20 protein-coding genes are annotated in these 22,293 nt (G+C 33.2%); 10 read left to right on the top strand and 10 right to left on the bottom strand.

Annotated features, from left to right (window positions below):
* The first annotated feature begins 18 nt into the window (after nucleotides 1-18).
* The 6 genes from VOI54_RS11705 to VOI54_RS11730 all read left to right on the top strand — a co-directional run bounded on the left by VOI54_RS11705 (nucleotide 19) and on the right by VOI54_RS11730 (nucleotide 5,787).
* Nucleotides 19-834 carry an enoyl-ACP reductase FabI gene (locus VOI54_RS11705; RefSeq protein WP_326282975.1) on the top strand — a complete coding sequence of 272 codons (816 nt, stop codon included), beginning with the start codon at nucleotides 19-21 and terminating at the stop codon, nucleotides 832-834.
* Nucleotides 835-897: 63 nt separating this feature from the next.
* Nucleotides 898-1,905, top strand: coding sequence for a glycosyltransferase family 2 protein (locus VOI54_RS11710; protein ID WP_326282976.1), 1,008 nt, complete (start codon nucleotides 898-900; stop codon nucleotides 1,903-1,905).
* Complete coding sequence (locus VOI54_RS11715; RefSeq protein WP_326282977.1) at nucleotides 1,902-2,861, top strand: YbbR-like domain-containing protein; 960 nt, start codon at nucleotides 1,902-1,904, stop codon at nucleotides 2,859-2,861. The genes VOI54_RS11710 and VOI54_RS11715 overlap by 4 nt, the downstream gene beginning before the upstream one ends.
* Nucleotides 2,858-3,448, top strand: a complete 591-nt coding sequence (coaE, locus tag VOI54_RS11720; RefSeq protein WP_326282978.1) for a dephospho-CoA kinase — start codon at nucleotides 2,858-2,860, stop codon at nucleotides 3,446-3,448. The genes VOI54_RS11715 and coaE overlap by 4 nt, the downstream gene beginning before the upstream one ends.
* Before the next feature lie 63 nt (nucleotides 3,449-3,511).
* Nucleotides 3,512-5,080, top strand: a complete 1,569-nt coding sequence (locus tag VOI54_RS11725) for a sensor histidine kinase (RefSeq protein ID WP_326283158.1) — start codon at nucleotides 3,512-3,514, stop codon at nucleotides 5,078-5,080.
* A 2-nt stretch (nucleotides 5,081-5,082) separates the two neighbouring features.
* Nucleotides 5,083-5,787 carry a response regulator transcription factor gene (locus VOI54_RS11730; RefSeq protein ID WP_326282979.1) on the top strand — a complete coding sequence of 235 codons (705 nt, stop codon included), beginning with the start codon at nucleotides 5,083-5,085 and terminating at the stop codon, nucleotides 5,785-5,787.
* Nucleotides 5,788-5,884: 97 nt separating this feature from the next.
* Here VOI54_RS11730 and VOI54_RS11735 read toward each other — a convergent pair whose 3' ends face one another.
* The 6 genes from VOI54_RS11735 to VOI54_RS11760 are packed head-to-tail and all read right to left on the bottom strand — an operon-like array spanning nucleotide 5,885 to nucleotide 11,649.
* Nucleotides 5,885-6,394, bottom strand: a complete 510-nt coding sequence (locus VOI54_RS11735) for a nuclear transport factor 2 family protein (protein WP_326282980.1) — start codon at nucleotides 6,392-6,394, stop codon at nucleotides 5,885-5,887.
* Between the two features lie 34 nt (nucleotides 6,395-6,428).
* Nucleotides 6,429-7,085 (bottom strand): alpha/beta hydrolase, encoded by a 657-nt coding sequence (locus VOI54_RS11740; protein ID WP_326282981.1) that lies wholly within the window; start codon nucleotides 7,083-7,085, stop codon nucleotides 6,429-6,431.
* On the bottom strand, nucleotides 7,086-7,421 hold the full coding sequence (locus VOI54_RS11745; RefSeq protein WP_326282982.1) for a hypothetical protein: 336 nt from the start codon (nucleotides 7,419-7,421) through the stop codon (nucleotides 7,086-7,088).
* A 2-nt stretch (nucleotides 7,422-7,423) separates the two neighbouring features.
* A complete protein-coding gene (locus tag VOI54_RS11750; protein WP_326282983.1) occupies nucleotides 7,424-8,680 on the bottom strand; it encodes a dihydroorotase in 1,257 nt (418 codons plus the stop codon).
* Entirely contained in the window at nucleotides 8,677-10,602 is a 1,926-nt protein-coding gene (locus tag VOI54_RS11755; RefSeq protein WP_326282984.1) for a BatA domain-containing protein, read from the bottom strand. Before VOI54_RS11755 ends, VOI54_RS11750 begins: the two co-directional genes overlap by 4 nt.
* Before the next feature lie 39 nt (nucleotides 10,603-10,641).
* Nucleotides 10,642-11,649, bottom strand: a complete 1,008-nt coding sequence (locus tag VOI54_RS11760; protein WP_326282985.1) for a glycosyltransferase family 2 protein — start codon at nucleotides 11,647-11,649, stop codon at nucleotides 10,642-10,644.
* Nucleotides 11,650-11,734: 85 nt separating this feature from the next.
* Between VOI54_RS11760 and VOI54_RS11765 the strand changes: the two genes are divergently transcribed.
* Nucleotides 11,735-13,627, top strand: a complete 1,893-nt coding sequence (locus VOI54_RS11765) for a M61 family metallopeptidase (protein WP_326282986.1) — start codon at nucleotides 11,735-11,737, stop codon at nucleotides 13,625-13,627.
* Between the two features lie 225 nt (nucleotides 13,628-13,852).
* On the opposite strand, the gene VOI54_RS11770 is transcribed toward VOI54_RS11765, so the two are convergent.
* Both VOI54_RS11770 and VOI54_RS11775 read right to left on the bottom strand, forming a co-directional pair.
* Nucleotides 13,853-15,349, bottom strand: coding sequence for a S10 family peptidase (locus VOI54_RS11770; protein ID WP_326282987.1), 1,497 nt, complete (start codon nucleotides 15,347-15,349; stop codon nucleotides 13,853-13,855).
* A 50-nt stretch (nucleotides 15,350-15,399) separates the two neighbouring features.
* A complete protein-coding gene (locus VOI54_RS11775; RefSeq protein WP_326282988.1) occupies nucleotides 15,400-16,164 on the bottom strand; it encodes a TIGR02757 family protein in 765 nt (254 codons plus the stop codon).
* Between the two features lie 200 nt (nucleotides 16,165-16,364).
* On the opposite strand from VOI54_RS11775, the gene VOI54_RS11780 reads away from it, so the two are divergent.
* On the top strand, nucleotides 16,365-17,165 hold the full coding sequence (locus tag VOI54_RS11780) for a hypothetical protein (protein ID WP_326282989.1): 801 nt from the start codon (nucleotides 16,365-16,367) through the stop codon (nucleotides 17,163-17,165).
* A gap of 93 nt (nucleotides 17,166-17,258) precedes the next feature.
* Here VOI54_RS11780 and VOI54_RS11785 read toward each other — a convergent pair whose 3' ends face one another.
* Entirely contained in the window at nucleotides 17,259-18,479 is a 1,221-nt protein-coding gene (locus VOI54_RS11785) for a hypothetical protein (protein ID WP_326282990.1), read from the bottom strand.
* A gap of 212 nt (nucleotides 18,480-18,691) precedes the next feature.
* On the opposite strand from VOI54_RS11785, the gene VOI54_RS11790 reads away from it, so the two are divergent.
* Together VOI54_RS11790 and VOI54_RS11795 are read left to right on the top strand one after the other, a co-directional pair.
* Complete coding sequence (locus VOI54_RS11790; RefSeq protein WP_326282991.1) at nucleotides 18,692-20,068, top strand: 3-keto-disaccharide hydrolase; 1,377 nt, start codon at nucleotides 18,692-18,694, stop codon at nucleotides 20,066-20,068.
* Between the two features lie 23 nt (nucleotides 20,069-20,091).
* Nucleotides 20,092-21,423: a Gfo/Idh/MocA family protein gene (locus VOI54_RS11795; protein WP_326282992.1), complete on the top strand. Its 1,332-nt coding sequence runs from the start codon at nucleotides 20,092-20,094 to the stop codon at nucleotides 21,421-21,423.
* Between the two features lie 190 nt (nucleotides 21,424-21,613).
* On the opposite strand, the gene VOI54_RS11800 is transcribed toward VOI54_RS11795, so the two are convergent.
* Complete coding sequence (locus VOI54_RS11800; RefSeq protein ID WP_326282993.1) at nucleotides 21,614-22,276, bottom strand: ABC transporter ATP-binding protein; 663 nt, start codon at nucleotides 22,274-22,276, stop codon at nucleotides 21,614-21,616.
* Nucleotides 22,277-22,293: the final 17 nt, after the last annotated feature.

A 22,293-nucleotide genomic window follows, 5' to 3' on the forward strand; every position in this document is an offset into this window, starting at 1 on the left:
ACATATAAATCAATAGATATGTACAACTTATTAAAAGGGAAAAAAGGAATCATTTTTGGAGCATTAGACTCAAATTCAATAGCTTGGAAAACAGCAGAACGTGTTCATGAGGAAGGCGGACAATTTGTGTTAACCAATGCACCGGTAGCAATGCGAATGGGACAAATAAATGAGCTTGCAGAAAAAACGGGATCTGAAATTATTCCGGCTGATGCCACATCACTTGAAGATTTGCAAAATTTGGTTGATAAATCTATGGAAATTTTAGGTGGTAAAATTGATTTTGTTCTACACTCTATAGGGATGTCCATAAATGTTAGAAAAGGAAAACATTATACGGACCAAAATTACGCATGGACACAGAAAGGAACTGATGTTTCAGCAATGTCTTTTCATAAGGTAATGCAGGTGCTTTACAAATCAGATGCAATGAATGAGTGGGGAAGTATTGTTGCTTTGAGCTATATGGCGGCACAACGTGTATTTCCGGATTATAATGATATGGCTGATAATAAAGCCTATTTAGAGAGTATTGCACGTAGTTTTGGGTACTTCTTTGGAAGGGATAAAAATGTAAGAGTGAATACTATTTCGCAATCTCCAACGCCAACCACAGCAGGTAGTGGTGTTAAAGGATTTGATGGATTTATTGCTTATGCAGATAAAATGTCACCATTGGGGAATGCTACAGCATTGGATTGTGCTAATTATACAGTGTCCTTATTTAGCGATTTAACAAAGCGTGTTACTTTGCAAAACTTATATAATGACGGTGGATTTAGTAATATGGGAGTTAGTGATGCGGTTATGTCAACCTTTATGGGAGAGGAATAAAATAAAGTTTAGATATAGAAAAAGAGCCACCAAAAACGGTGGCTTTTTTGTTACATTTGTGTTATGTCATTACAATTTTCTTTTATAATTCCGGTATATAACCGCCCCGATGAAATTCAAGAGCTTTTACAAAGTTTTGAAGCGTTAGAGGGTAAAACCCTGTTTGAAATTGTAATTATTGAAGATGGGTCAACACATACATCAAAGGCTGTAGTTGATCGTTTTAAAGATACTCTGAAGATATCGTATTTTTTCAAGGAAAACTCTGGGCCTGGAGATTCCAGAAATTATGGTATGCGTCATGCAGAAGGCAACTATTTTATAATTTTAGATTCTGACTGTATTTTGCCAAAGCAGTATTTACAAAAAGTAGAAAAGAGCTTAAAAACGGACTATGTTGATTGTTTTGGAGGACCGGATGCGGCACATGAATCATTTACAAACCTTCAAAAAGCTATAAACTTTACTATGACCTCTTTTATAACCACAGGAGGGATTAGAGGGAATAAAAATAGTGTAGACAAATTTCAACCCAGAAGCTTCAACATGGGGCTTTCAAAAAAAGCCTTTGAAGATTCACAAGGTTTTGGACGTATTCATCCGGGAGAAGATCCGGATTTGTCCATAAGGCTTTGGAATTTAGGATATAAAACTAAGTTAATACCAGAAGCGTTTGTATTTCATAAACGCAGAATTTCCTGGAATACCTTTTATAAACAGGTTCATAAATTTGGTTTAGTTCGCCCCATTTTAAATAAATGGCACCCCACAACCAAAAAGCTCACATACTGGTTTCCCTCTCTATTTAGTTTAGGGTTGTTACTGGCCATCTTACTTTGGGGTTTTAATATTAAATGGTTAATTTTTTGTTATGCACTGTACTTTTTAATAGCCTTTGTTTTAGCGTGGTTAAGCTCAAAGCGTATTGTGGTTGCTGCATTAGCAATACTGGCTATCTTAGTGCAGTTTTTTGGATACGGGTATGGATTTTTAAAATCAACATATATTATTTTGGTATTGAATAAAAAACCGGAAGCATATTTCCCTAAGCTCTTTTTTAATTCACTATGATTAAAAAATTAAAATCTAAAATACTGACATCAATCAGGAACAAAAGAATAAATGTATTTGTTTTATTCTTGCTGTCTGCATTTATTATTTTGATTTTTACCAAACTTTCAAAACAATACACCAACACTATAGCTTTTGAAATAGAGAAGCAAAATGTGCCACAAAAATATGTGATTTTAAACGATAGTACTCAGTTACATATTACTTTAAAGACACACGGCTTTAAATGGTTGAGATATTATTTCACAACTCCAAAAATCAAAATAGACTTTACAAAAGATATTTATGAAGAAGATCATGTGTTTGTATATAATAAATCAAAATCATACCTAAACAATACCCAATTTGATAAAGAGGTTGAACTCCTTAGTTTATCGCCTGAAAAGCTGATATTCAGATATGGTATTAACCAGGTGAAAAAACTGCCTGTTAAATTGCATACTAATATTGATTTTAGTCATGGTTATAATAATTCAACACCAATTATAACTGAACCAGATTCTATAGTAGTTGTAGGCCCCAATATATTAGTTTCTGAATTAGACGGTTTGGAAACGGAAGAATTGGTGTTAAATGATGTGAGAGTAGATTTAAATGAAAAGGTTAAACTTAAGTTGCCCAAAAATAAAGCGGATTTAAAATTTTCTGTAGAAGAAGTTTCAGTAAAAGCAAAGGTTGAAAGGTTTACTGAAGGTACTTTAAAAATACCGGTGACTTTAATAAATGCCCCGAAAAAAGCAGAAATAAAGTATTTCCCAAAGCAGGTCAGTGTGTCTTATTATGTGAGTTTATCAGAGTTTAATACTATTACAAGCAAAGATTTTAAAGTAATTTGTGATTATAATAAGACTAATAAGAACCAATCGTTTCTAATACCGGAATTAGTGAAAGCACCTGTTGGAGTCAAAAACATCAAAATTGGTCAAAAACGTATAGAATTTATAGTTATAAAATGATGATAGTAGGTCTTACCGGTGGGATAGGTAGTGGAAAAACTACTGTAGCAAAGCTTTTTGAAAGTTATGGTGTACCAGTCTATATTGCTGATGAAGAGGCCAAAAAGCTTATGACTAATTCTAAGGTCATTAAAAGAAAGCTTATCCATTTATTTGATAGTCAAGCGTATATTGATGATGTATTAAATAAACCTTATATTGCCAATATCATCTTTAATAATAAAGCATATTTACAAAAGATGAATGCTATTGTACATCCAAAGGTTGCAAGGCATTTTGAAAAATGGGTTTTAAAACAAAAGGCTCCATATATAATTAAAGAGGTAGCTATTCTATTTGAAAATGGAGGTTACAAAGCTTGTGATTCAGTTATAACCGTAGTTGCTCCAAAGGAAGTTAGGATAAAACGTTTGTTAGAGAGAGACCATACAACAGTTGAAAAAATTGAAGCTATTATGAGTAATCAATGGACAGATGAGCAAAAAGTTAAACATTCCAATTATGTAATCAACAACCTTTCTTTTGAAGACACTGAGCAGCAAGTGTATAAAATTCATCAACAAATAATGGAAAAATTTAAAATTTAACATTTTTGTTAACGTAAGGTTAAAACAGAAGTGAGCTAAATGTTAAAATGTTAATTTTGAATGATGAGCAAGAGAAAATTCATCTTACTAATAATTCTAATGAGCTTATCGCTTATTGGTATTATTTCTATTCAGGCGTATTATATAAATGATTCGGTAAATAATGAAAAGGAGCGGTTTAAGTTTAATGTAGTTACAGTATTAAACTATGTTTCAAATACTATTGAAGACAACGAGTCGGAAAAGTATTTTGCTGAATATTTAAAACTTGATAAGGAAGAAAAATCAGATGAAGAGGCGGTTTCACAACTGCTCATTTACAGAAAAAACAACAGTACAAAAGAGACGCTTATATATAAGAGTAATGTGCTGCAACAGGATTATAAATTATCATCTTCGCTCTTTGACATTGGTTTAGATAGTCTTGATATCACAAATATAATTGGTAATTCAAGTACGGAGATTTTTAGTGATATTGAATCTTCAGAAAAGGATTTAAAAAGTCCAATTTCCAAAATTATTAGAAGCGGAACAATTGATGAAGCTCAAAAATTAACTTTTGAGAAAAATTTTAAAGAGGTTTTCAAAAGAAAACCTGTACATAAGCGTGTTTCAGAAAAGGAAATAAGAGAATTACTGTCAGAACGCCTTAAAAAATACAGCATAGATATTGATTTTGAATTTGCTGTTTATGATAAGGATTTATTAACAAAAGTTCATAGTGATAATTTTGAGAACATCTCAAAATCTACTTTTGGAGTATCTTTATTTAGAGATGAAAATAACCGTAGCCTATATAAGCTCTTAGTTAATTTTCCTGATGACAGGTCGTTCATTCTTTCCGGTATTATTGGAATGATTATGCTATCTGTTATTTTTACGTCTATAATAATTCTTGCATTTGCAAGCGCATTATTTCAACTGGTTAAGCAACGTAAAATCTCTCAAATAAAAACGGATTTTATCAATAATATGACCCATGAGTTTAAGACACCAATAGCTACTATTAATTTAGCTTTAGATGCTATTAGAAACCCAAAGGTTATCAATGATAATGAAAAGGTGGTGAGATACCTTTCTATGATTAAGGAAGAAAATAAAAGAATGCATGCGCAGGTTGAAAATGTATTGAGAATATCTAAATTAGAGAAGAATGAATTAAACATTAGTAAAGACAGGGTCAAACTGCATGATTTGATTGAAGATGCAATTACCCATGTAGGATTAATTGTTGAAAATAGAAATGGATATATAAAAACATTTCTAAATGCAGATAAATCATCTGTCTTAGCCAATGAAACACATTTTACCAATGTTATTGTAAATATGTTGGATAATGCTATAAAGTATTCTCCGGATGAACCAAAAATTGAAGTGTATACAGAAAATGTAGGCACTAATATTATATTAAAAGTAAAAGATTATGGTAGTGGCATGAGTAAAGCTGCTGCCAAAAGGGTGTTTGAAAAGTTTTATAGAGAACACACAGGAAATATTCATAACGTAAAAGGCCACGGTTTAGGACTGGCTTATGTTAAAAGAATTGTAGAAGACCATCAAGGTCATGTATCAGTAGAATCAGAAAAAGACAAAGGAAGTACATTTATTATAAAGCTTCCGCTAATATCATAACTATGGAAGAACATAAAAAACGAATATTATTGGTTGAAGACGATCCTAATTTTGGAACCGTTCTTAAAGATTATTTAATGATGAATGATTACGAAGTAACCCATGCTAAAAACGGTATGGAAGGGTTTGAAAAATTCAAGAAAGACGACTTTGATTTATGCATTCTTGATGTTATGATGCCTTATAAAGATGGGTTTACTTTAGCTAAAGAGATAAGGGAAAAGAATACAGATGTACCTATTATCTTTTTAACAGCCAAAACTATGAAAGAAGATGTTCTAAAAGGGTATAAAGTAGGTGCTGATGATTATTTAAATAAGCCTTTTGATAGCGAAGTACTGTTAATGAAAATTAAGGCTATCATTCAAAGAAAGGCTACAGAGACTATCTCTGACAGTAAACAATTTGAGTTTAAGATTGGACGTTTTGATTTAAACTCAAAACTACGCTTTTTAAAGTTTGATGGAGGTGAACCAGTTAAATTATCACCTAAAGAAAATGAATTATTGCGTTTACTGGCTTTACACGAAAATGATTTGATGCCACGAGAATTGGCATTGACAAAGATATGGCGTGATGATAATTATTTTACCTCACGTAGCATGGATGTATATATAGCCAAATTGCGTAAATATTTGAAATTGGATGAAAAAGTAGAAATACTAAACATTCATGGAGAAGGCTTTAGGTTAGTAATAAATAGTTAGAATAGTTTATTATTATATAAAAATCCGGTGGTTATTTAGCGTCTAAATAACCACCGGATTTTTTGTGTCATATTGAAGCGTTTATTGGGAAAAAGATTCAGTATTTGTTGAGGTCATCCATAGGAAAAGCTTGTTGATATATAGCTTCATTAATGGTATTATTTTCGGAAGAGTCGTAATCAACCAGTATTTTCCATAGACTATCCTCTTTTTTTAAAATAACATGAAACTTTCCGTAATAGACTTTTTTATTATGGCTGTCAGGATGTTGTGTTAATTTATAAATACCACGTTCAGAAGCTTTTCCATCTTTAACTATACGCTCTAAAAACCTAAATGAAATAGTTTGATCTATTGGTTTACCTTTCCAACGCTGTTCATAGCCTTCTATATAAGAGATTTTATCTCTAACGGTTTTATAATCGCCTCCAATACGTATCAGGCCTTCGCTATGCAAATCACTAAACAATTTATAATCTAAAGTTTCAAAAGCTTTAGTGAAATTACTCCAAACCTGTATGTTGATATCTTGTAAGTCTTTTTTATTTTGCGTAAATACAGATAAGCTTAAAAAAGATAATAATAAGGTGATGGTAAATGGTTTCATGTCAATCTTTTAAAATAAAAAGATATGAAATAATTTATATGCGTTCTGTTAACCAATTCTTAAACTCATAAAAGTTTTGTGGAGCTACACCATGGCCAACAGGAAATTCAGTGTACTGATTTTTAACATTTAGGTTATTCAAAAAATCAGGAGTTTGCCTGGCCCAACCTACAGGAATTACTTGATCTACACTACCGTGAGAACAGTAAAAATCTAGATTGGAGTAATCTTTATGTACAATATCATCCGGAAAAATATCACGAACAATATAACCACTCAACGCGACTACATTCTTGACTTTTTCAGGATAGGTTAAAGCTACAGCATAACTTAAAATGCTACCTTGACTAAACCCTAATAGAGATACATTATCTTTATTGACGGGGTATGTGGCTACAACCTCGTCTATAAACGTTGAAATTAAATCCCTTGATTGTATGGCTTGTGCATTATCATTCCACTTGCCCCGCTCTGCATCAAAATTAATGGCATACCAGGCATTACCATAAGGCTGCATGGGGTAGGGAGCCTTTACCGAAATGATGAAAAGCGTTTCAGGTAGTTCTGAAGCGAATGAAAACAAATCGTTTTCATCACTACCATAACCATGCATCATAATTAATAACGGTGCATTTTCAGTAAGTGTAGATTCACGAATAATATGATCTAAAGAAAGGGAAGTGATTAGCATTTATTTTCCAAGATTTGCAAAAAGTGTTTGATATAAAGTACCAACTAAAGGAACGGGTTGAGCTTTTCTTCCAATGGCATTAGATAGGCCATAGATGATAAGTGTGAAAAAAAAGATATATATAGAAGCTCTTAGCATGAAAATATCAAAGTTTCTTGTGATAGATAAATTTACTATGATAAAGGTAAGCCAAAGTCCAAGGGATTGCCTGATATGAAAACTGGCAAAGGGGCTTTTATTTTCGTTGTTCAGATAGTAAGCTATAATAACCCCAAAAATGGTGATATAACTTATAATGGCATTTTTACGTCCCGTTTCAATATCCTGTTCCGTCATCGTTATAAATTTATAGAAACCTTATTATTTGAGATAATGCCATAGACCTGTCCTTTTAAGGCCTCATTTTCAAAAATGGCATTTTTTGATTTTGAAAGAACATGTTCTTTTGAAAACACAAATTTTGAACTAGGGTTGAAAAGTGTCATGTTTGCAATGTTTCCAATATTTAATGGTACAACGTCTAACCCAAATCTGGCTTTACCCTTTGTTAATATATCAACGGTTTTCTTTGTTGTGAAGATATTTTGTAAGGCTCCAAAAGCACTTTCTAAGCCAATAGTTCCGTAATCAGCATGATCAAATTCCACTTTTTTCTGCTCTATATCAATGGGGGTATGGTCAGAGGTTACCATGTCAATAGTCCCGTCTTTGACCCCTTCAATTAAGGCCTCAACATCAGATTGTGTCCGTAATGGCGGTAAAACTTTATAATGTGTATTAAACTCCGTCAACACCTTGTCGGTAAAATATAAATTGTGAATGGCAACACTACAGGTTACATTCAGTTTTTTCTTTTTGGCTTCCCTGATCAGGTTAAGAGAAGTAGCGGTTGAAATAGTAGGAATGTGTAGCTTTCCACCGGTATATTCCAGTAAAAACAGATCTCTGGCTACTTGCAGTTCTTCGGCTAAGGCAGGATTGCCTTTTAAGCCTAATCTTGTACTGGTAATATTTTCATTCATTACACCATTGCCTGCAATCTTATTTTCCTGAGGAAATGAACAAACCAACCCATTAAAATTACCTGCATACTGCAAAGCAATTTTCATGAGGTTTGGGTTTGATATAGGCTTTTTGTAATCGTAAAAAGCTACAGCTCCGGCTGTACTCATATCATAAAGTTCGGCCAGATCTTCTCCCTTACTTTTAATGGTCAAAGCACCAATAGGTAAAAGTGTTACTATATGGTTGTTTGATTTTGAATTAACAAAGGTGATATCTGAATTAGAGTCTAAAACAGGGTTAGTATTTGCATTTAAAGCAACAGCTGTAAAACCTGAAGCTGCTGCGGTTTTGAGCCCGTTTTCAATGGTTTCACGTTCTTCAAAACCTGGCTCTCCAAAACTCACACTACTATCAAACCAACCTTGAGAAACATGAAGGTTTTCTAATTTAACTTCCTTGTAATTCTTAGAATTTTTAATGTTACCGGCAATCTTAGTAATCATACCATTTTCAATTAATAAATCTTGAGTGGAATTGTGAAATTCGCTTTTCGGATCTATTATGGTGGCAGATTTTACAAGTATGTTCATTTAAAGAATTTTAAGATGAGCATTTCAATTATCAATAACGCTAGTGCAAAAATAACAAACCATTTCCATAGGGCATTAACTTTTGTATCACTTTTTATAGCATCAAAGACTTTGGTTATTGAATTGCTAACGGTTATATTTTTAGATTCTGTTATATTTCTGTAAGCCAAATTACTTTCATGCTTTGAGTAATTATAGCTAATATTTTTAATAACCTCATTTTTATTCATAACAGCGTATATACCAGAAATTGAAGGTTCTTCAGAAGTACTAACCACTACTTTATTATTAAAATATTGCTGTTTAGGAATAATATTAACAGTATTTTTTGAAAGCGATAAAACAGCATCCTGCTGCATCAGAGTTTCAATATCATATGTATTTTCTTTTCCAATAGTGTAATATAATTCAGGGATTTTAAAACTCTGTTTCGCAATATTGTACAGGGTTGGTACAATTAACGGTGAGTTTTTAAAGTTTGAATTATCTTTATTTAAGGCCGATGTAAATAGATATACATATTTATTTTGACTCAAAAAAGGCTTGCCATCTTCAAACTGTAAAACGGATGAGGAATTATTTGAATTTAACTCATAAAAGCTATTTACTTTAGGGTATTGAAAGTTTTTTACCTGTTTCTCAAAAACCCCTGAATTGTACAAAGGGTGCGCATAATTAATGGTTGTGATTCGTTTTTCAAAAGACATTAAATCTCTAAAACCAGCACGGTAATTAGTTAAAAGCCGATTATAGGATGAAATATTAATGGTTTTAGAAGGAATTATTATGAGTGCACCTCCCTGTAAAGTATATTGCTTTAAAGCAGAAGTTAAAGCAATTGGTATATTATCTATTTCGTTTAAGATGATTAAATGCTGGTTATCAATAAGATTATAGTTTAATTGATTTTCGGGTATTGCAGAATAATTAAACTCTTTTTCTGTATAAATATGTTTTAGAAATGAATCATCAGTAGCATTGATGCTTAAAACATTGATTTTTGATATAGCATTTATGTTGAAATAAAGGGTGTTATCAAATTGTAAGCTAGTATCATCAATTGTGATCTTTCCATTTATAACCTGATTAGTAGGAAGTGAAAACGTAGTAACAACTTGTTTATTAATGTCAACAGCAGTTTTAGCTATTAAATTTTCTCCATTAAAAAGTGATACCGGTAAATTTTCAACTGCAATACCACTATTCTTTAGTATGACGTTTAATTCAATTGAAGTTGGAGATGTTTCAGAGACATAAGCGCTATCAATTGCAATATTATTGTTATTTACAGCCTTTAGTTTTACTAAACTTAAATTGGTAAGGGAATCTGCAGTAGGTGTAAAGTTTGTTTCATCCAGTTGAAAATCTGAAATAAAGATCAAATTTTTCAATGAGCCTTTCTTATTACTAAAAAATGTTTTAGACCTCAATAAAGCAGTCTGACTTGTAAGTTTATTTGATGCATAGTCCAGTTTTAACAGATCATTTTTAATAGCATTAATAGTGGTATTTTTAAAAATACTATTGTTAGTTACTAAAGTAATAGTCTCTTCATTTGGTATATTGGAAATTAGATCTTGTATAGCGCGTTTTAAAAGGATTCCCCGCTCTCCTTTAGCCTGCATACTAAAGGAATTATCCAGATAAATTACCGTTTCTTTTTCAATTTTAAACGCCTTTGATTTTGAAATAAAAGGTTGGGCAAAAGCCAAAATTAATGCGGTTAAAAGTAATAATCTGGTGCATAAAATTAGCCACTTTTTTATTTGAGAACTTTTTCTGGTTTGAATAGTGGCTTCTTTTAAAAAGGCAACGTTGGTAAACGCTACTTTCTTAAATTTCCGTAAATGAAATAAGTGAACAATTATAGGAATGAGCAGTAAAAATAAAGCGTAAAGAAGTTCTGGATGTTTAAACTGCATGTTTTGTTAAGATTAATCAAACCTACATAATTTTTTTCATTAACAAAAGAAAAAATAATCGGTCATAGGAGACATATTTTGGGTGTTGAAATAGGTTTGAATTTCCTTTTGTGCTTGCGGGTTAGCAACAGTTACAATACTTTGTGGTTGTTTGATTTCTTCTAAAAATGTAAATGGTTTCAATTTTTGGTTGTAAATATCCTTTCCTATTTTTTTAGGGTTATCACAAATCCATTCAAAAGGAACGTTTTTTTCAATTAGTTTCTTGACAATGGTTTTTCCTTTAAACCCTGCTCCCCATATAACAAGTGGCCTTGAATTATCAAAATCCAGCTCTAAAAAATAATGTAATTTGATATCCAGAAAAGTATTTTCTGCATAATTGCTGTGAGTTCGGGAAGTACGTGTTTGATAATCACGCCAATAATGCAAGATGGTATTACAAGGTATTATTTGATAACCCGCTTTATAAAACCTAAAGGTTAGATCGTAATCTTCAGGGTAACGGTTTGGGTCAAAAGCACCACAAGCAATTAAATCTTCTCTGTGTAACATCCAACAAGGGGATGCAATAACACATTCTTTATAAATTTCAGAATAGTTGCTTCCGGTTTTAGTAAGTCGATTTAGCCAGTCTTCATACTTTTTGTAGCCGTCACTTATACCATTTTTTGAGAAGTAAGACACCAACCCGGTAGATACATGGTGTTTACCGGATTCCAATAAATTGTTCAATAAAATTTCCAGCTTGTTTTCGGGCATGACATCATCACTGTCCATGCGTGTAATATAATAGCCGTTACTGGTTTTGAAAGCGAGCTGTAAGGCATCAATAATACCACTTCCCGAGTTTTTTATAAGTACAATTCTATCATCCTTTTGCGCAAATGTATTAACAATATTATAGCTATTATCAGAAGAATGGTCATCAACAATTATGATTTCCCAGTGTATGTAAGATTGATTTAAGATGGATTCTAAACAATCTGAAATAAATGCTTCTGTATCTTTAAATGGAATTAAGATGCTTATAAGTGGGGTTTTCATGCTGCGAATTTAACAAAACCTTAAGAATGCTCCACGTAACATAGTAGTATTTTGCACGTCATTTATGAAACTAAAATTAGAATCGATGAATAAAAGAATTTTGGCCGTTTTTTTTACGGGAATGTTATTAGCTGGTTGTAGCTCTACAAAAGGCACTAAAAATGATTTAGCAGTAAACTCACCAATTGAAACTTCAATAAACCTGGTAGATATTGATGAAGATAGAGTTCCGGTTACCATTAACCCCGGGCGTTTTACAGCCCCAACAGTAACCTATAGATTGCCAAAAGTAATTCAAGGAACGTATTCTGTTAGTGATTTTGGTAAGTATATAGATGACTTTAAGGCTCTTGACTACCAAGGGAATGAAATGACAGTGAATAAGATTGATACCAATAGCTGGACAATTTCAAATGCCAAAGAATTAGATAAAATTATTTATCTGGTTAATGATACTTATGATATTGAAAAAGCGGGGGGTATTGGAAAAGATACGCCATTTTCGCCTTCAGGTACCAATATAGATCCCAATAATTATGTCCTGAATTTGCATGGCTTTATTGGTTATTTTGATTCTTTAAAAAACAACCAATATAAATTGGATATAACGGCACCTGCTGATTTTGTACGTTCTTCAGCTTTGCAAACGGTTGATACAAAAACCAGTGAAGATGGGAAATATATAACAACAAGTTATTATGCACCCAGATACTTTGATATTACTGATAACCCTATGATGTATGGGGATTTGGATGTAGAAGAGTTTCAGGTTGGAGACATAAAAATTGTATTGAGTGTATATTCTCCAAACAAAATACATTCTGCAAAGTCTCTTAAAGAAACCGTTTTTACCATGATGGAAGCCCAAAAAGCTTATTTGGGGGATATTAATGCTACGCCAAGGTATGATATTTATTTATACCTGTCAGAAGGAAAGGAAGACTCTCCAAAGGGGTTTGGAGCTTTAGAGCATCATACCTCTACCGTGGTGGTTTTTCCTGAGTCTATGCCGGCTGATGCTTTGGCCAGTAGTATGATAGATGTGGTTTCTCACGAGTTTTTTCATATAGTAACACCATTAAGTGTACACTCAGAGGATATTCATTATTTTGATTATAATAACCCAACATTCTCAAAACATTTATGGATGTATGAAGGGGTTACCGAATATTTTGCAACCTTATTCCAGGTAGATAGAGGCTTAGTAGAGGAATCTGAATTCTATAATAAAATAATGGAAAAAATAGGAGGTTCAAAGCGTATGAATGATGCTATGAGTTTTACTATTATGAGTGAAAATGTATTAAAGGACCCCTATAAAGATCAGTACTTGAATGTTTACCAAAAAGGGGCATTGATTGGTATGTGTATAGATATTTTGATGCGTGAAGAGAGTAATGGACATAGAGGCATTTTATCTTTAATGAAAGAATTGTCCAATAAATATGGAAAAAATAAACCTTTTGAAGACGATAAATTGATAGATGAAATTGTAGCTATGACTTACCCGTCTTTGGGAGAGTTTTTCAATACACATGTTATTGGTGATATACCAATTGATTACAATAAATTTTTTGAGAAAGTAGGTTTAGAAATTGGAGAGGGTAAGGTAGAAACTAATTACATTTTAATGAATGGCGCTCCTATAGTTAGTGGTGACCCACAAAAGGGAACCATCTTTTTTACCGATAAAGTTTTGGAAAATAGTTTTTGGGAAGAACAAGGGGCGCAACCTAACGATGTTATAAAGACTATTGACGGAACCGATTTAACTATGGTGAATGCAAATACATTGTTGCAACAGGTCTTTAGTTGGAAACCAGGGAAAGACATTGAAGTTAAGCTGGACAGGAATGGAGAAGAGGTTGTGATAAAAACTACAACAACAAAAACATATACTATTGGTAACGGAATAATGGAAAAGGCTGATGCTACAGATGCTCAAAAAGCATTACGTGAAGCCTGGTTAAGAGGTTAACGGTTTTTAGAATTACGGATTTTTAAGATTAAACGATTGATAAACTACCGGTTTATCAATCGTTTTTTATTATGGTATATCTTTTCTTGAATAACCTTGTCTCGGTAACTTTAAGAGTGTTAATACTTATGCTTAGTAACAGTGTATTGAGTTCAGCTTTAAAAAAACACTGTTCAATACTACCATACTTTCAGCAAGTAGTATATTGAAAAAGAATTAAGGCTCTTATTCTTTCAAATATTTGGCAGCTTTTCCCTGACTTAATGAGTTATTGATGAATTCGCGTAAATCATCATTAGCAGAAATTAAATCATCATGCCTTAAATACATCATATGCCCACTTCTATAGCCTTTAAAAGTAAAACGATCTTTCATTTTTCCACTGGGATCTACTTGCCACATGGTATATTTAGCACCAAAATAAGTAGTGGCGCCGTCATAATACCCAGACTGTATTAATACTTTTAAATAAGGGTTTTGTGCCATGGCTTGTCTTAATCCGTCCCGAGTATTGTCATTTCTTCTATCCCAAGGGTGAACATCACCAAACATATTGTACTTCACATCTGTTTTAAAGTTCAAATGTTTTTTTATGTAATAATTAATAGCAGGAGTAAAAGAATGTAACCAGGAGGTGAGCTCCGGATTAAAATCAGGTTTGCTTCCTGATTCGCTTTTGTCAATACCTAAATATCTTGAGTCTAAACGGCCAATAGTATGTCCGGTTTTATCCCGTAATAATTCTTTCCAAAAGAATGCTGTTGGAATGTTTAAGTTATTTTGTAAAATAGTTTTTTTGCTAAGCCCCGAATAATAGGCCATTTTACCAGCAACATTCTGCTTTTCATTTTCTGGAATAAACCCACCCTGAGCAATAGCCGGCATAACTGTTTTAATAGTGTAATCTTCAACTTCAGGTAAAATGTCTAATAGATCTTTCTCCTGTAAATCTGGAGGCAATGCTTTTTGATACCATGCAGCGGCAGTGAAGTAAGGTAAATTTAATGCAGAATATACGGGTTGACTGGTACTGTATAGTTTGTAATCGGCTGGAGATACCAAAATCACACCGTTCAAATACATCCACTGTTTGTTTTGTAATTCATTTGCCAGTCCCATAACACGGGTACCTCCGTAGCTTTCTCCTATGATGTATTTTGGAGATTCCCATCTGTCTTTCCTGGAAACAAAGGTATTTATCCATTCAGCTAAATATTTAATATCAGCATTAATTCCAAAAAAGGTTTCACGCTTTGGTAACTCTCCTTCTTTATTAGGAATCATTCTTGAATATCCTGTGTTTACAGGGTTTACATAAACAATATCTGCTACATCAAGAATAGAGTTGGGATTGTCCTTAACCCCGTAAGGTTGGATCGGGTAGCCCTCATTATCTATCTTTAGTACTTTGGGGCCCGTATATGCAATGTGCATCCATACTGATGCAGAACCCGGGCCACCGTTAAATGAAATGACTAACGGTCTATCAGCTTTATTCTTAATATTACTGCGTTCATAATAGGTATAAAATAAAGTGGCTATAGGCGCTCCCTTTTTATTCCAAACAGGTTGTGTTCCTGTGGTTGCAGTATATGATATAGCTTTATTTTTAATAGTAGCACTGTGGCTGGTAACAATCACAGTGTCTGTTGGAATTTTTAAGTTTTGAGAAAAAACAAAAATGGAGGTAAGAGAGAATGCTAAAATTAAACAGTTTTTCATATTTATTTGATGTATTTTTTTCAATGATTTAAAGATAAAGAAAACAAATGTTAAAACCCTTCAAAAACGCCTAAACCAAACAATGCAAAATCATATTTAACTGGGTCATTTGGGTCGAGACTTCCTAAGGCCTTATCTAGTTCAGATAAAGCTTTAGCATCATTTTGTTTGCGTTTCAGTAAACCTAATTTTCTTGCCACATTGCCTGAATGCACATCTAATGGACATGAAAGCTGATTGGGTTTAAGGCTTTTCCAAATGCCAAAATCAACACCGGCATGGTCTTGTCTTACCATCCAGCGCAAAAACATATTAATGCGTTTTGCTGCTGAGTTTTTCAGAGGATCACTAATATGTTTTTGAGTACGTTGTAAATGTGCAACTTCAAAGAAAACAGATTTGAATTTGGAAATAGCTGTTTGAAGCGAGTCTTTATGAGCATATTTAGCAAAAACAGATTCAAGCCCATTGTAATTTGTGTAAATGTGCTGTAATGATTTGACAAATTGTATGCAATCATGACCATTAAACGTACGGTGCACAAAAGGGGCTAATTTATCCAGGTCGGATGCTTTGTGGTTAATTATAAAGTCGTAGGGGGAATCATCAAGTAAATGCATTAATTTATGAGCATTATTAATAATACTTTTTCTATTCCCCCAGGCAATGGTTGCCGTTAAAAAGCCAGCAATTTCTATATCCTCTTTTTTATTAAATCTATGAGGTATTTGTATTGGGTCGCTTTGAATAAATTTTGGGTTATTGTATTGAATAACCTTAGTATCCAGAAATTCCTTTAATTCGGTTTGGTCCAAAAGATTTGTGCTATAAAAAGTTTATGTAAAAATACTAATTATCATCTGTTTTAAATTGTATTAATTATACCAAATCTTAACTAGACAACAAATAAAAACATCGATGAATGGTTAAAAATAACGCTGAAAAGTAAAAAATGCTATAAAAATGACTTGGAATTATAATGAAAACTGTTATTTAGTAAATAAAAACATTTTTTATGAAAAAAATTATAGCCCCAATTTTTGCTCTTTTTATGCTAGCATGTCAAGATAACGATGCTAAAGTCTATGAAGAACCTACAGCAGAAATAGAAACCTTAAACGAATATGCATTAGCCAATCAAATTTTTCAGGATATTGGAAACAATGGCGGAGATGCCATTTTAAATGCTGAAAATTCAACAATTGCAAAAACAAGTGATTCTAAAAGTGGACCTGTTATAACGGTTGAACCATTTGATCTTTCTACATTTCCAAAAACGACAACAGTAGATTTTAAAGATGGAACACTTTGTAAAGACGGTATAACACGTAGTGGGATAATTACTATAGTTTCTACAGGTTGGTACAGGCAAGAAGAAAGTGAGCATACCACTACATTTGATGATTATTATCACGAAGATTATAAAGTTGAAGGGACGCACCTTGTTAGGAATTTAGGAACAGATCAAGACAATAATCCACGTTATAGTGTCACTATAAATAATGGAAAGATTAGTGCCAATAATGGTGCTGCTATTAATTATACTGAAGATTCATTCAGAACATGGATAGCCGGTTCAGATACGCCATTAAACATCTGGGACGATGAGTATTTATTAGAAGGCGAGCAGTCTGGAATAAGCTCTAAAGGAATAGGGTATGCATTGACTATTGAAGAGCCATTACATTTTGTATTGTTGCCAAGGAACATCAAATCTGGTATTCTTGATTTAGATATTGGTGAAGTTAATGACATAAAATTGAATTATAATAATTCAACAGTAACTATTCTGGGTGTAACTTATATTTGGAATTAATAAACATTATTAAAAAATCATACAAAAGCTATTCTCTGAATAGCTTTTTGTGTTTTTAGTACTTAGCACAAAAACCAATGAGAGGTATACTTATTATTTATTATCATCAAATATCACTTGTTTTACATTCATACTTGTACGGTCTTTTCCGCTGACATCAAATAAGGCTATAAACTCGTCTCCGTTTTTTAAATATTCTTCATTAAAACTTGAAATAGAGTCTGTGTCAGTAAAATATTCAATAGCTGCTGTGGCACCAAAACCATGATTTGAGAAAAACATAAAATTAGTAGTATCATTATCTCCATGAAGTTTAGCAACTAAGACATGCTCATGACTATGTCCATTAGATTTTAACGTTACTATGGTATCAATACCTTTTTTAGCATCTTTATAAACCACATTTCTCCCTTCATTATAAGATGCATTTCTTCCGTCAAAATATTCAATATCATCATCATGTTCCGGCGTTTTATTTTGATCTATTAATTTAATGCGTTTTGATTTTAAATTAAAAAAATCAACAAAAGCATTGTCGTACCTTAAAGGGCCCAGGTAAATTGAGTTTTGCTCTTTTAGTTGTTGTAAAGTTAGGTTGTGGAACTTATGAATTTTAAATTCCTTCTGATGTTTTTGAAAATGCCTGGATAAATTATTAACGGAATAGGCACTTAGAAAATTAACGTAAACATTTCTCCCGGGAGCGTAATCCTCCATTAATTTTGGATGTTTTTCTACTTCTTTATAAAACTCGGCAGCAGAGTTTATCTCATAGTCTCTATGCCACCCAATCTTGTTAAATAAAGTAGGACCATAGTACCCAAAAATATCATATAAATACAACGTGGTTTCTTTGTTATTTTTAAAAAAAGTGTGCCATACAGGATCCTTATAGCTTAGTTTTGCATAGGCATAAAGCCCTATAACCAGTAAAGCTAGAATGGAGGAATATATATAGAGTTTTTTCTTTAAGGAATATTTAGGTTTGAGTTTTTGTTTTTTATGAAAACTTACTCCATATTGGCCTCGTTTTATTTCAATAAATATGTCATCCTCAACGCCTTCACCTTCAAAATATTTTTTGAGTTTATTTCTTAAGTGGTAAATATTGACTCTTACTGTAGCTTCACTTTTTTCAGGTTCATATTGAGAACCAAATAATTCAATTCCAATGTCTGTAGCATTTAAGTTTTTATTATTAATTGAAGATTCAATTAAATATTTCAACAAAACATTACTTGTGGTTGACTTAGAAAACGTTTTGCTATTCAATAATAGGTCTAAAACTCTAAGTTTATCAGCTTCTGAAATCATTTAGATTTGAATTTGCACGGTAAAGAAAAGAAAAAATATCAACAAAAACGAATACCTGTATCTTATCTGTTTTTAACCGTTAAAACAACCATTAAAGGACGTTAAAAGTTTAAAAAGGATTTCTGTTTTGTTAAATTTGAGAAGTTGTTGTCTTGTAATTCAAGCAGCACTATAATAACCAGACTAAGTAATTCTAAATGATAAATTAAACTATGAAGAAAAGTGTTTTAAGCGTATTGACTTTTTTTGTCCTGGCGCTAATGCTAAGTGCTCAGGGAAAAACCATTCAGTTATTTAATGGTAAGAACCTAAAAGGTTGGGAAGTATTAAACGGTACTGCTGAATATAAGGTGGTTGATAATGAAATTGTAGGAACCTCAAAGATGGGAACACCAAATACATTTCTTGCAACGAAAAAAGAGTATACCAATTTTATTCTGGAATATGAAATATTTTTGGGGAGGGGTTTGAATTCTGGCGTTCAGATTAGAAGCCATAGTACTCCTGAATATCATAACGGACGTGTTCATGGATTGCAAGTTGAAGCAGATGATTCCCCCAGAAAGTGGTTTGGAGGGCTATACGATGAAGCCAGAAAAGGGTGGCGATACCCACTGGAATATAACCCCAAAGTAAAAACAGCCTATAAGCAAGGTCAATGGAATAAGATAAAAGTTATTGCTTCCGGTAACCGGATTGCGACTTGGGTAAACGGGATTAATTGTACCAATCTGTATGAGGAAAGTGTTGAAACAGGCTTTATTGGGTTGCAAGTTCATGGTATAGGAAAAAGCAAAGATAAAGCTGGTAAAACCATTAAATGGCGAAATATTGAACTTACAGAGGTTCCGGATGATTATGAATTTAAGACCACGGCACCTGCAATTAATTATGCGTTGAATACTTTATCGCAGGAAGAGCAAGCAAACGGTTGGAAATTACTTTGGGATGGAACAACAACAAAAGGTTGGCGCGGTGCTAAGCGTGATGATTTCCCGGATAAAGGTTGGAGTGTCAAGGATGGTATTTTAACAGTGCATGCTTCCGGTGGGGGAGAATCAGAACATGGAGGGGATATTGTTACCACTAAGCCTTTTAGGAATTTCATTTTAGAAGTAGATTTTAAATTTACAGAAGGAGCCAATAGCGGTATTAAGTATTTTGTAGATACAAATTTAAATAAGGGGACAGGATCAGCTATAGGTTGTGAATTTCAAATTTTAGATGATAAAAACCATAAGGATGCCAAAAAAGGGGTTGATGGTAATCGTACATTATCATCACTTTATGATTTGATCAGAGGAGACGCCCAGGAATATATTCCGTCTTTGTACACCAAAAAATATGTAAATAAAGGCGGATGGAACAGAGCTCGTATAGTGGTTAACGGTCAAAAGGTGCAACATTTTTTAAATGGTTGTAAAATGGTTGAATATGTAAGAGGGACACAACAATGGAGAGCTTTGGTTAAATATAGTAAATATAAGGATTGGCCAAATTTTGGTGAAGCAGAAGAAGGACTGATACTCTTGCAGGATCACGGCGATGAGGTACATTTTAAAAACATTAAAATTAAAGAGCTGGACTAACCACTAACTAAAAAAATATTAAAATGACAACACGTAGAAATTTTATAAAAAGTACAGCAATGGGAGCTGCCGGAGTTACTTTATTGACATCAGCCAATTCTTATGCAAGCATACTGGGAGCCAATGACAATGTTAACTTTGCAATTATAGGTTGTGGGGGGCGCGCTCACGGATTGGCAAAAGCTATAGGGACATCAAAACAGGGCAAAATAGTTGCCGTTTGTGATGTAGATGCTAATCGTTTAAGTAAATTCAAAGCGTATTGTAAAAAGGAAATTGGAAACAGTCCAAAAACGGAGAGCGATTTTAGAAAGCTATTAGAAGATAAAAATATTAACGCTATAGTTGTAGCTACACCAGAGCATTGGCATGCTCCAATGGCTATTATGGGCATGCAGGCTGGTAAACATGTGTATGTTGAAAAACCATGTAGTCACAATCCGCATGAAAATGAACTGTTGGTAGACGTTCAAAGAAAGTACGGAAAGGTTTGCCAAATGGGTAATCAGCAGCGCTCTTCCAGAACATCAGCTCAGGCAATTAAAGATATAAGAGAAGGTATAATAGGAGATGTTTATGCAGCAAAAGCGGTATATACCAATGACAGAAAAAGCATTGGTGTTGGTAAAGAAGTCCCTGTGCCAGAATATCTTGATTGGGACTTGTGGCAGGGGCCTGCCCCAAGAGAAGCTTACAGGGACAATGTACACCCTTATAACTGGCACTGGTTCAGGGCTTGGGGAACGGGCGAAATTCACAATAATGGTACGCATGAAATTGATATTTGCCGTTGGGCTTTAGGTGTAGATTATCCATCACGGGTTGTATCTGCAGGAGGAAGGCTGCATTATAAAGATGATTGGGAATTTTTTGATACGCAGATGGTGAGTTATGAGTTTGAAGGTGGTAAGACATTAACCTGGGATGGAAGAAGTTGTAATGCTTTTAAATCTATAGGAGGAAGGGGTGCTCTTATTCATGGAACAGAAGGGAGTATACATTTAGATAGATCTAAATATGTGCTTTATGATTTAAAGGGGAAAGAGTTAAAAAGAGAATTTGAAAACCAAAAAAAGGAGTCTAAAGCTAATAAAACATCAGATACTGTAGGTTTTGACGGCTTGACTGTGAAGCATATGCAGAACTTTATAGATGCTATTTTAGAAGGTACCAAGCTGAATTCTCCAATTACAGAGGCCGCTATTTCTACACAGCTATGCCATTTGGGTAATATAGCTCAAGATCTAAAGGAAAGTTTAAATGTAGATGCAAAAACAGGCCGTGTTTTAAATAATAAAGGCGCTGAAATGTTATGGAAACGAGATTATGAAAAAGGGTGGGAGCCTAAATTGTAATTGATTTTTAATTTTGAAGAAGCCGCCTGAAAAGATCCGTTCTGAATTTAATCAAAGAAGAGGCTCTTTTTCAGGCTGTTTTTTTATTGTTTGATACTTTTACTTGTCCTGTATTATTAACTATTTAAGATACTGAAAATAGGTTCAGAACGGTGTAATTGTGTTTAACCTTGTTTAATCCATATTTAGGCTAATCAACAATCTTGCCGTCAACCATGGTTAACTTTCTGTCCGCCATATTGGCTAAATCTGAATTATGAGTAACAATAACAAAAGTTTGTCCATACTCATCACGTAATTTAAAAAAGAGGTTGTGCAGGTTTTCAGCAGATTCGCTATCAAGGTTTCCGGAGGGCTCGTCAGCAAAAATCAAACCGGGATTATTGATAAGAGCACGAGCTACGGCAACACGTTGTTGTTCGCCACCAGAAAGCTCATTGGGTTTGTGGTGATACCTGTCAGTCAAACCTAAGAAATCTAAAAGTTCTTTAGCTCTTTGTTCTGCTTCTGCTTTTTTGGTACCTTTTATAAAAGCAGGCAGACATACATTTTCAATAGCTGAAAATTCAGGGAGTAGTTGATGAAACTGAAAAATAAATCCAATGTGTTCATTTCTAAATTTTGCCAGGGCCCTATCTTTAAGAGCATTGATGTTTGCGTTGTTTATGCTTAACTCAAAATCTTCTTTTGATGAAGCCTTGTCCAGGGTACCTAATATTTGAAGTAGGGTTGTTTTACCAGCTCCGGATGCACCAACTATAGAAACAATTTCGCCTTTTTTAATATGGATATCTACGCCCTTTAATACCTGTAAATTACCATAATATTTATGGATGTTTTTTGCTTGAATCATTTTTTTAATTAATGAGC

Source organism: Alterotamlana spongicola (assembly GCF_035818475.1).
In the GTDB taxonomy this organism is placed as follows: Bacteria; Bacteroidota; Bacteroidia; order Flavobacteriales; family Flavobacteriaceae; genus Cognatitamlana.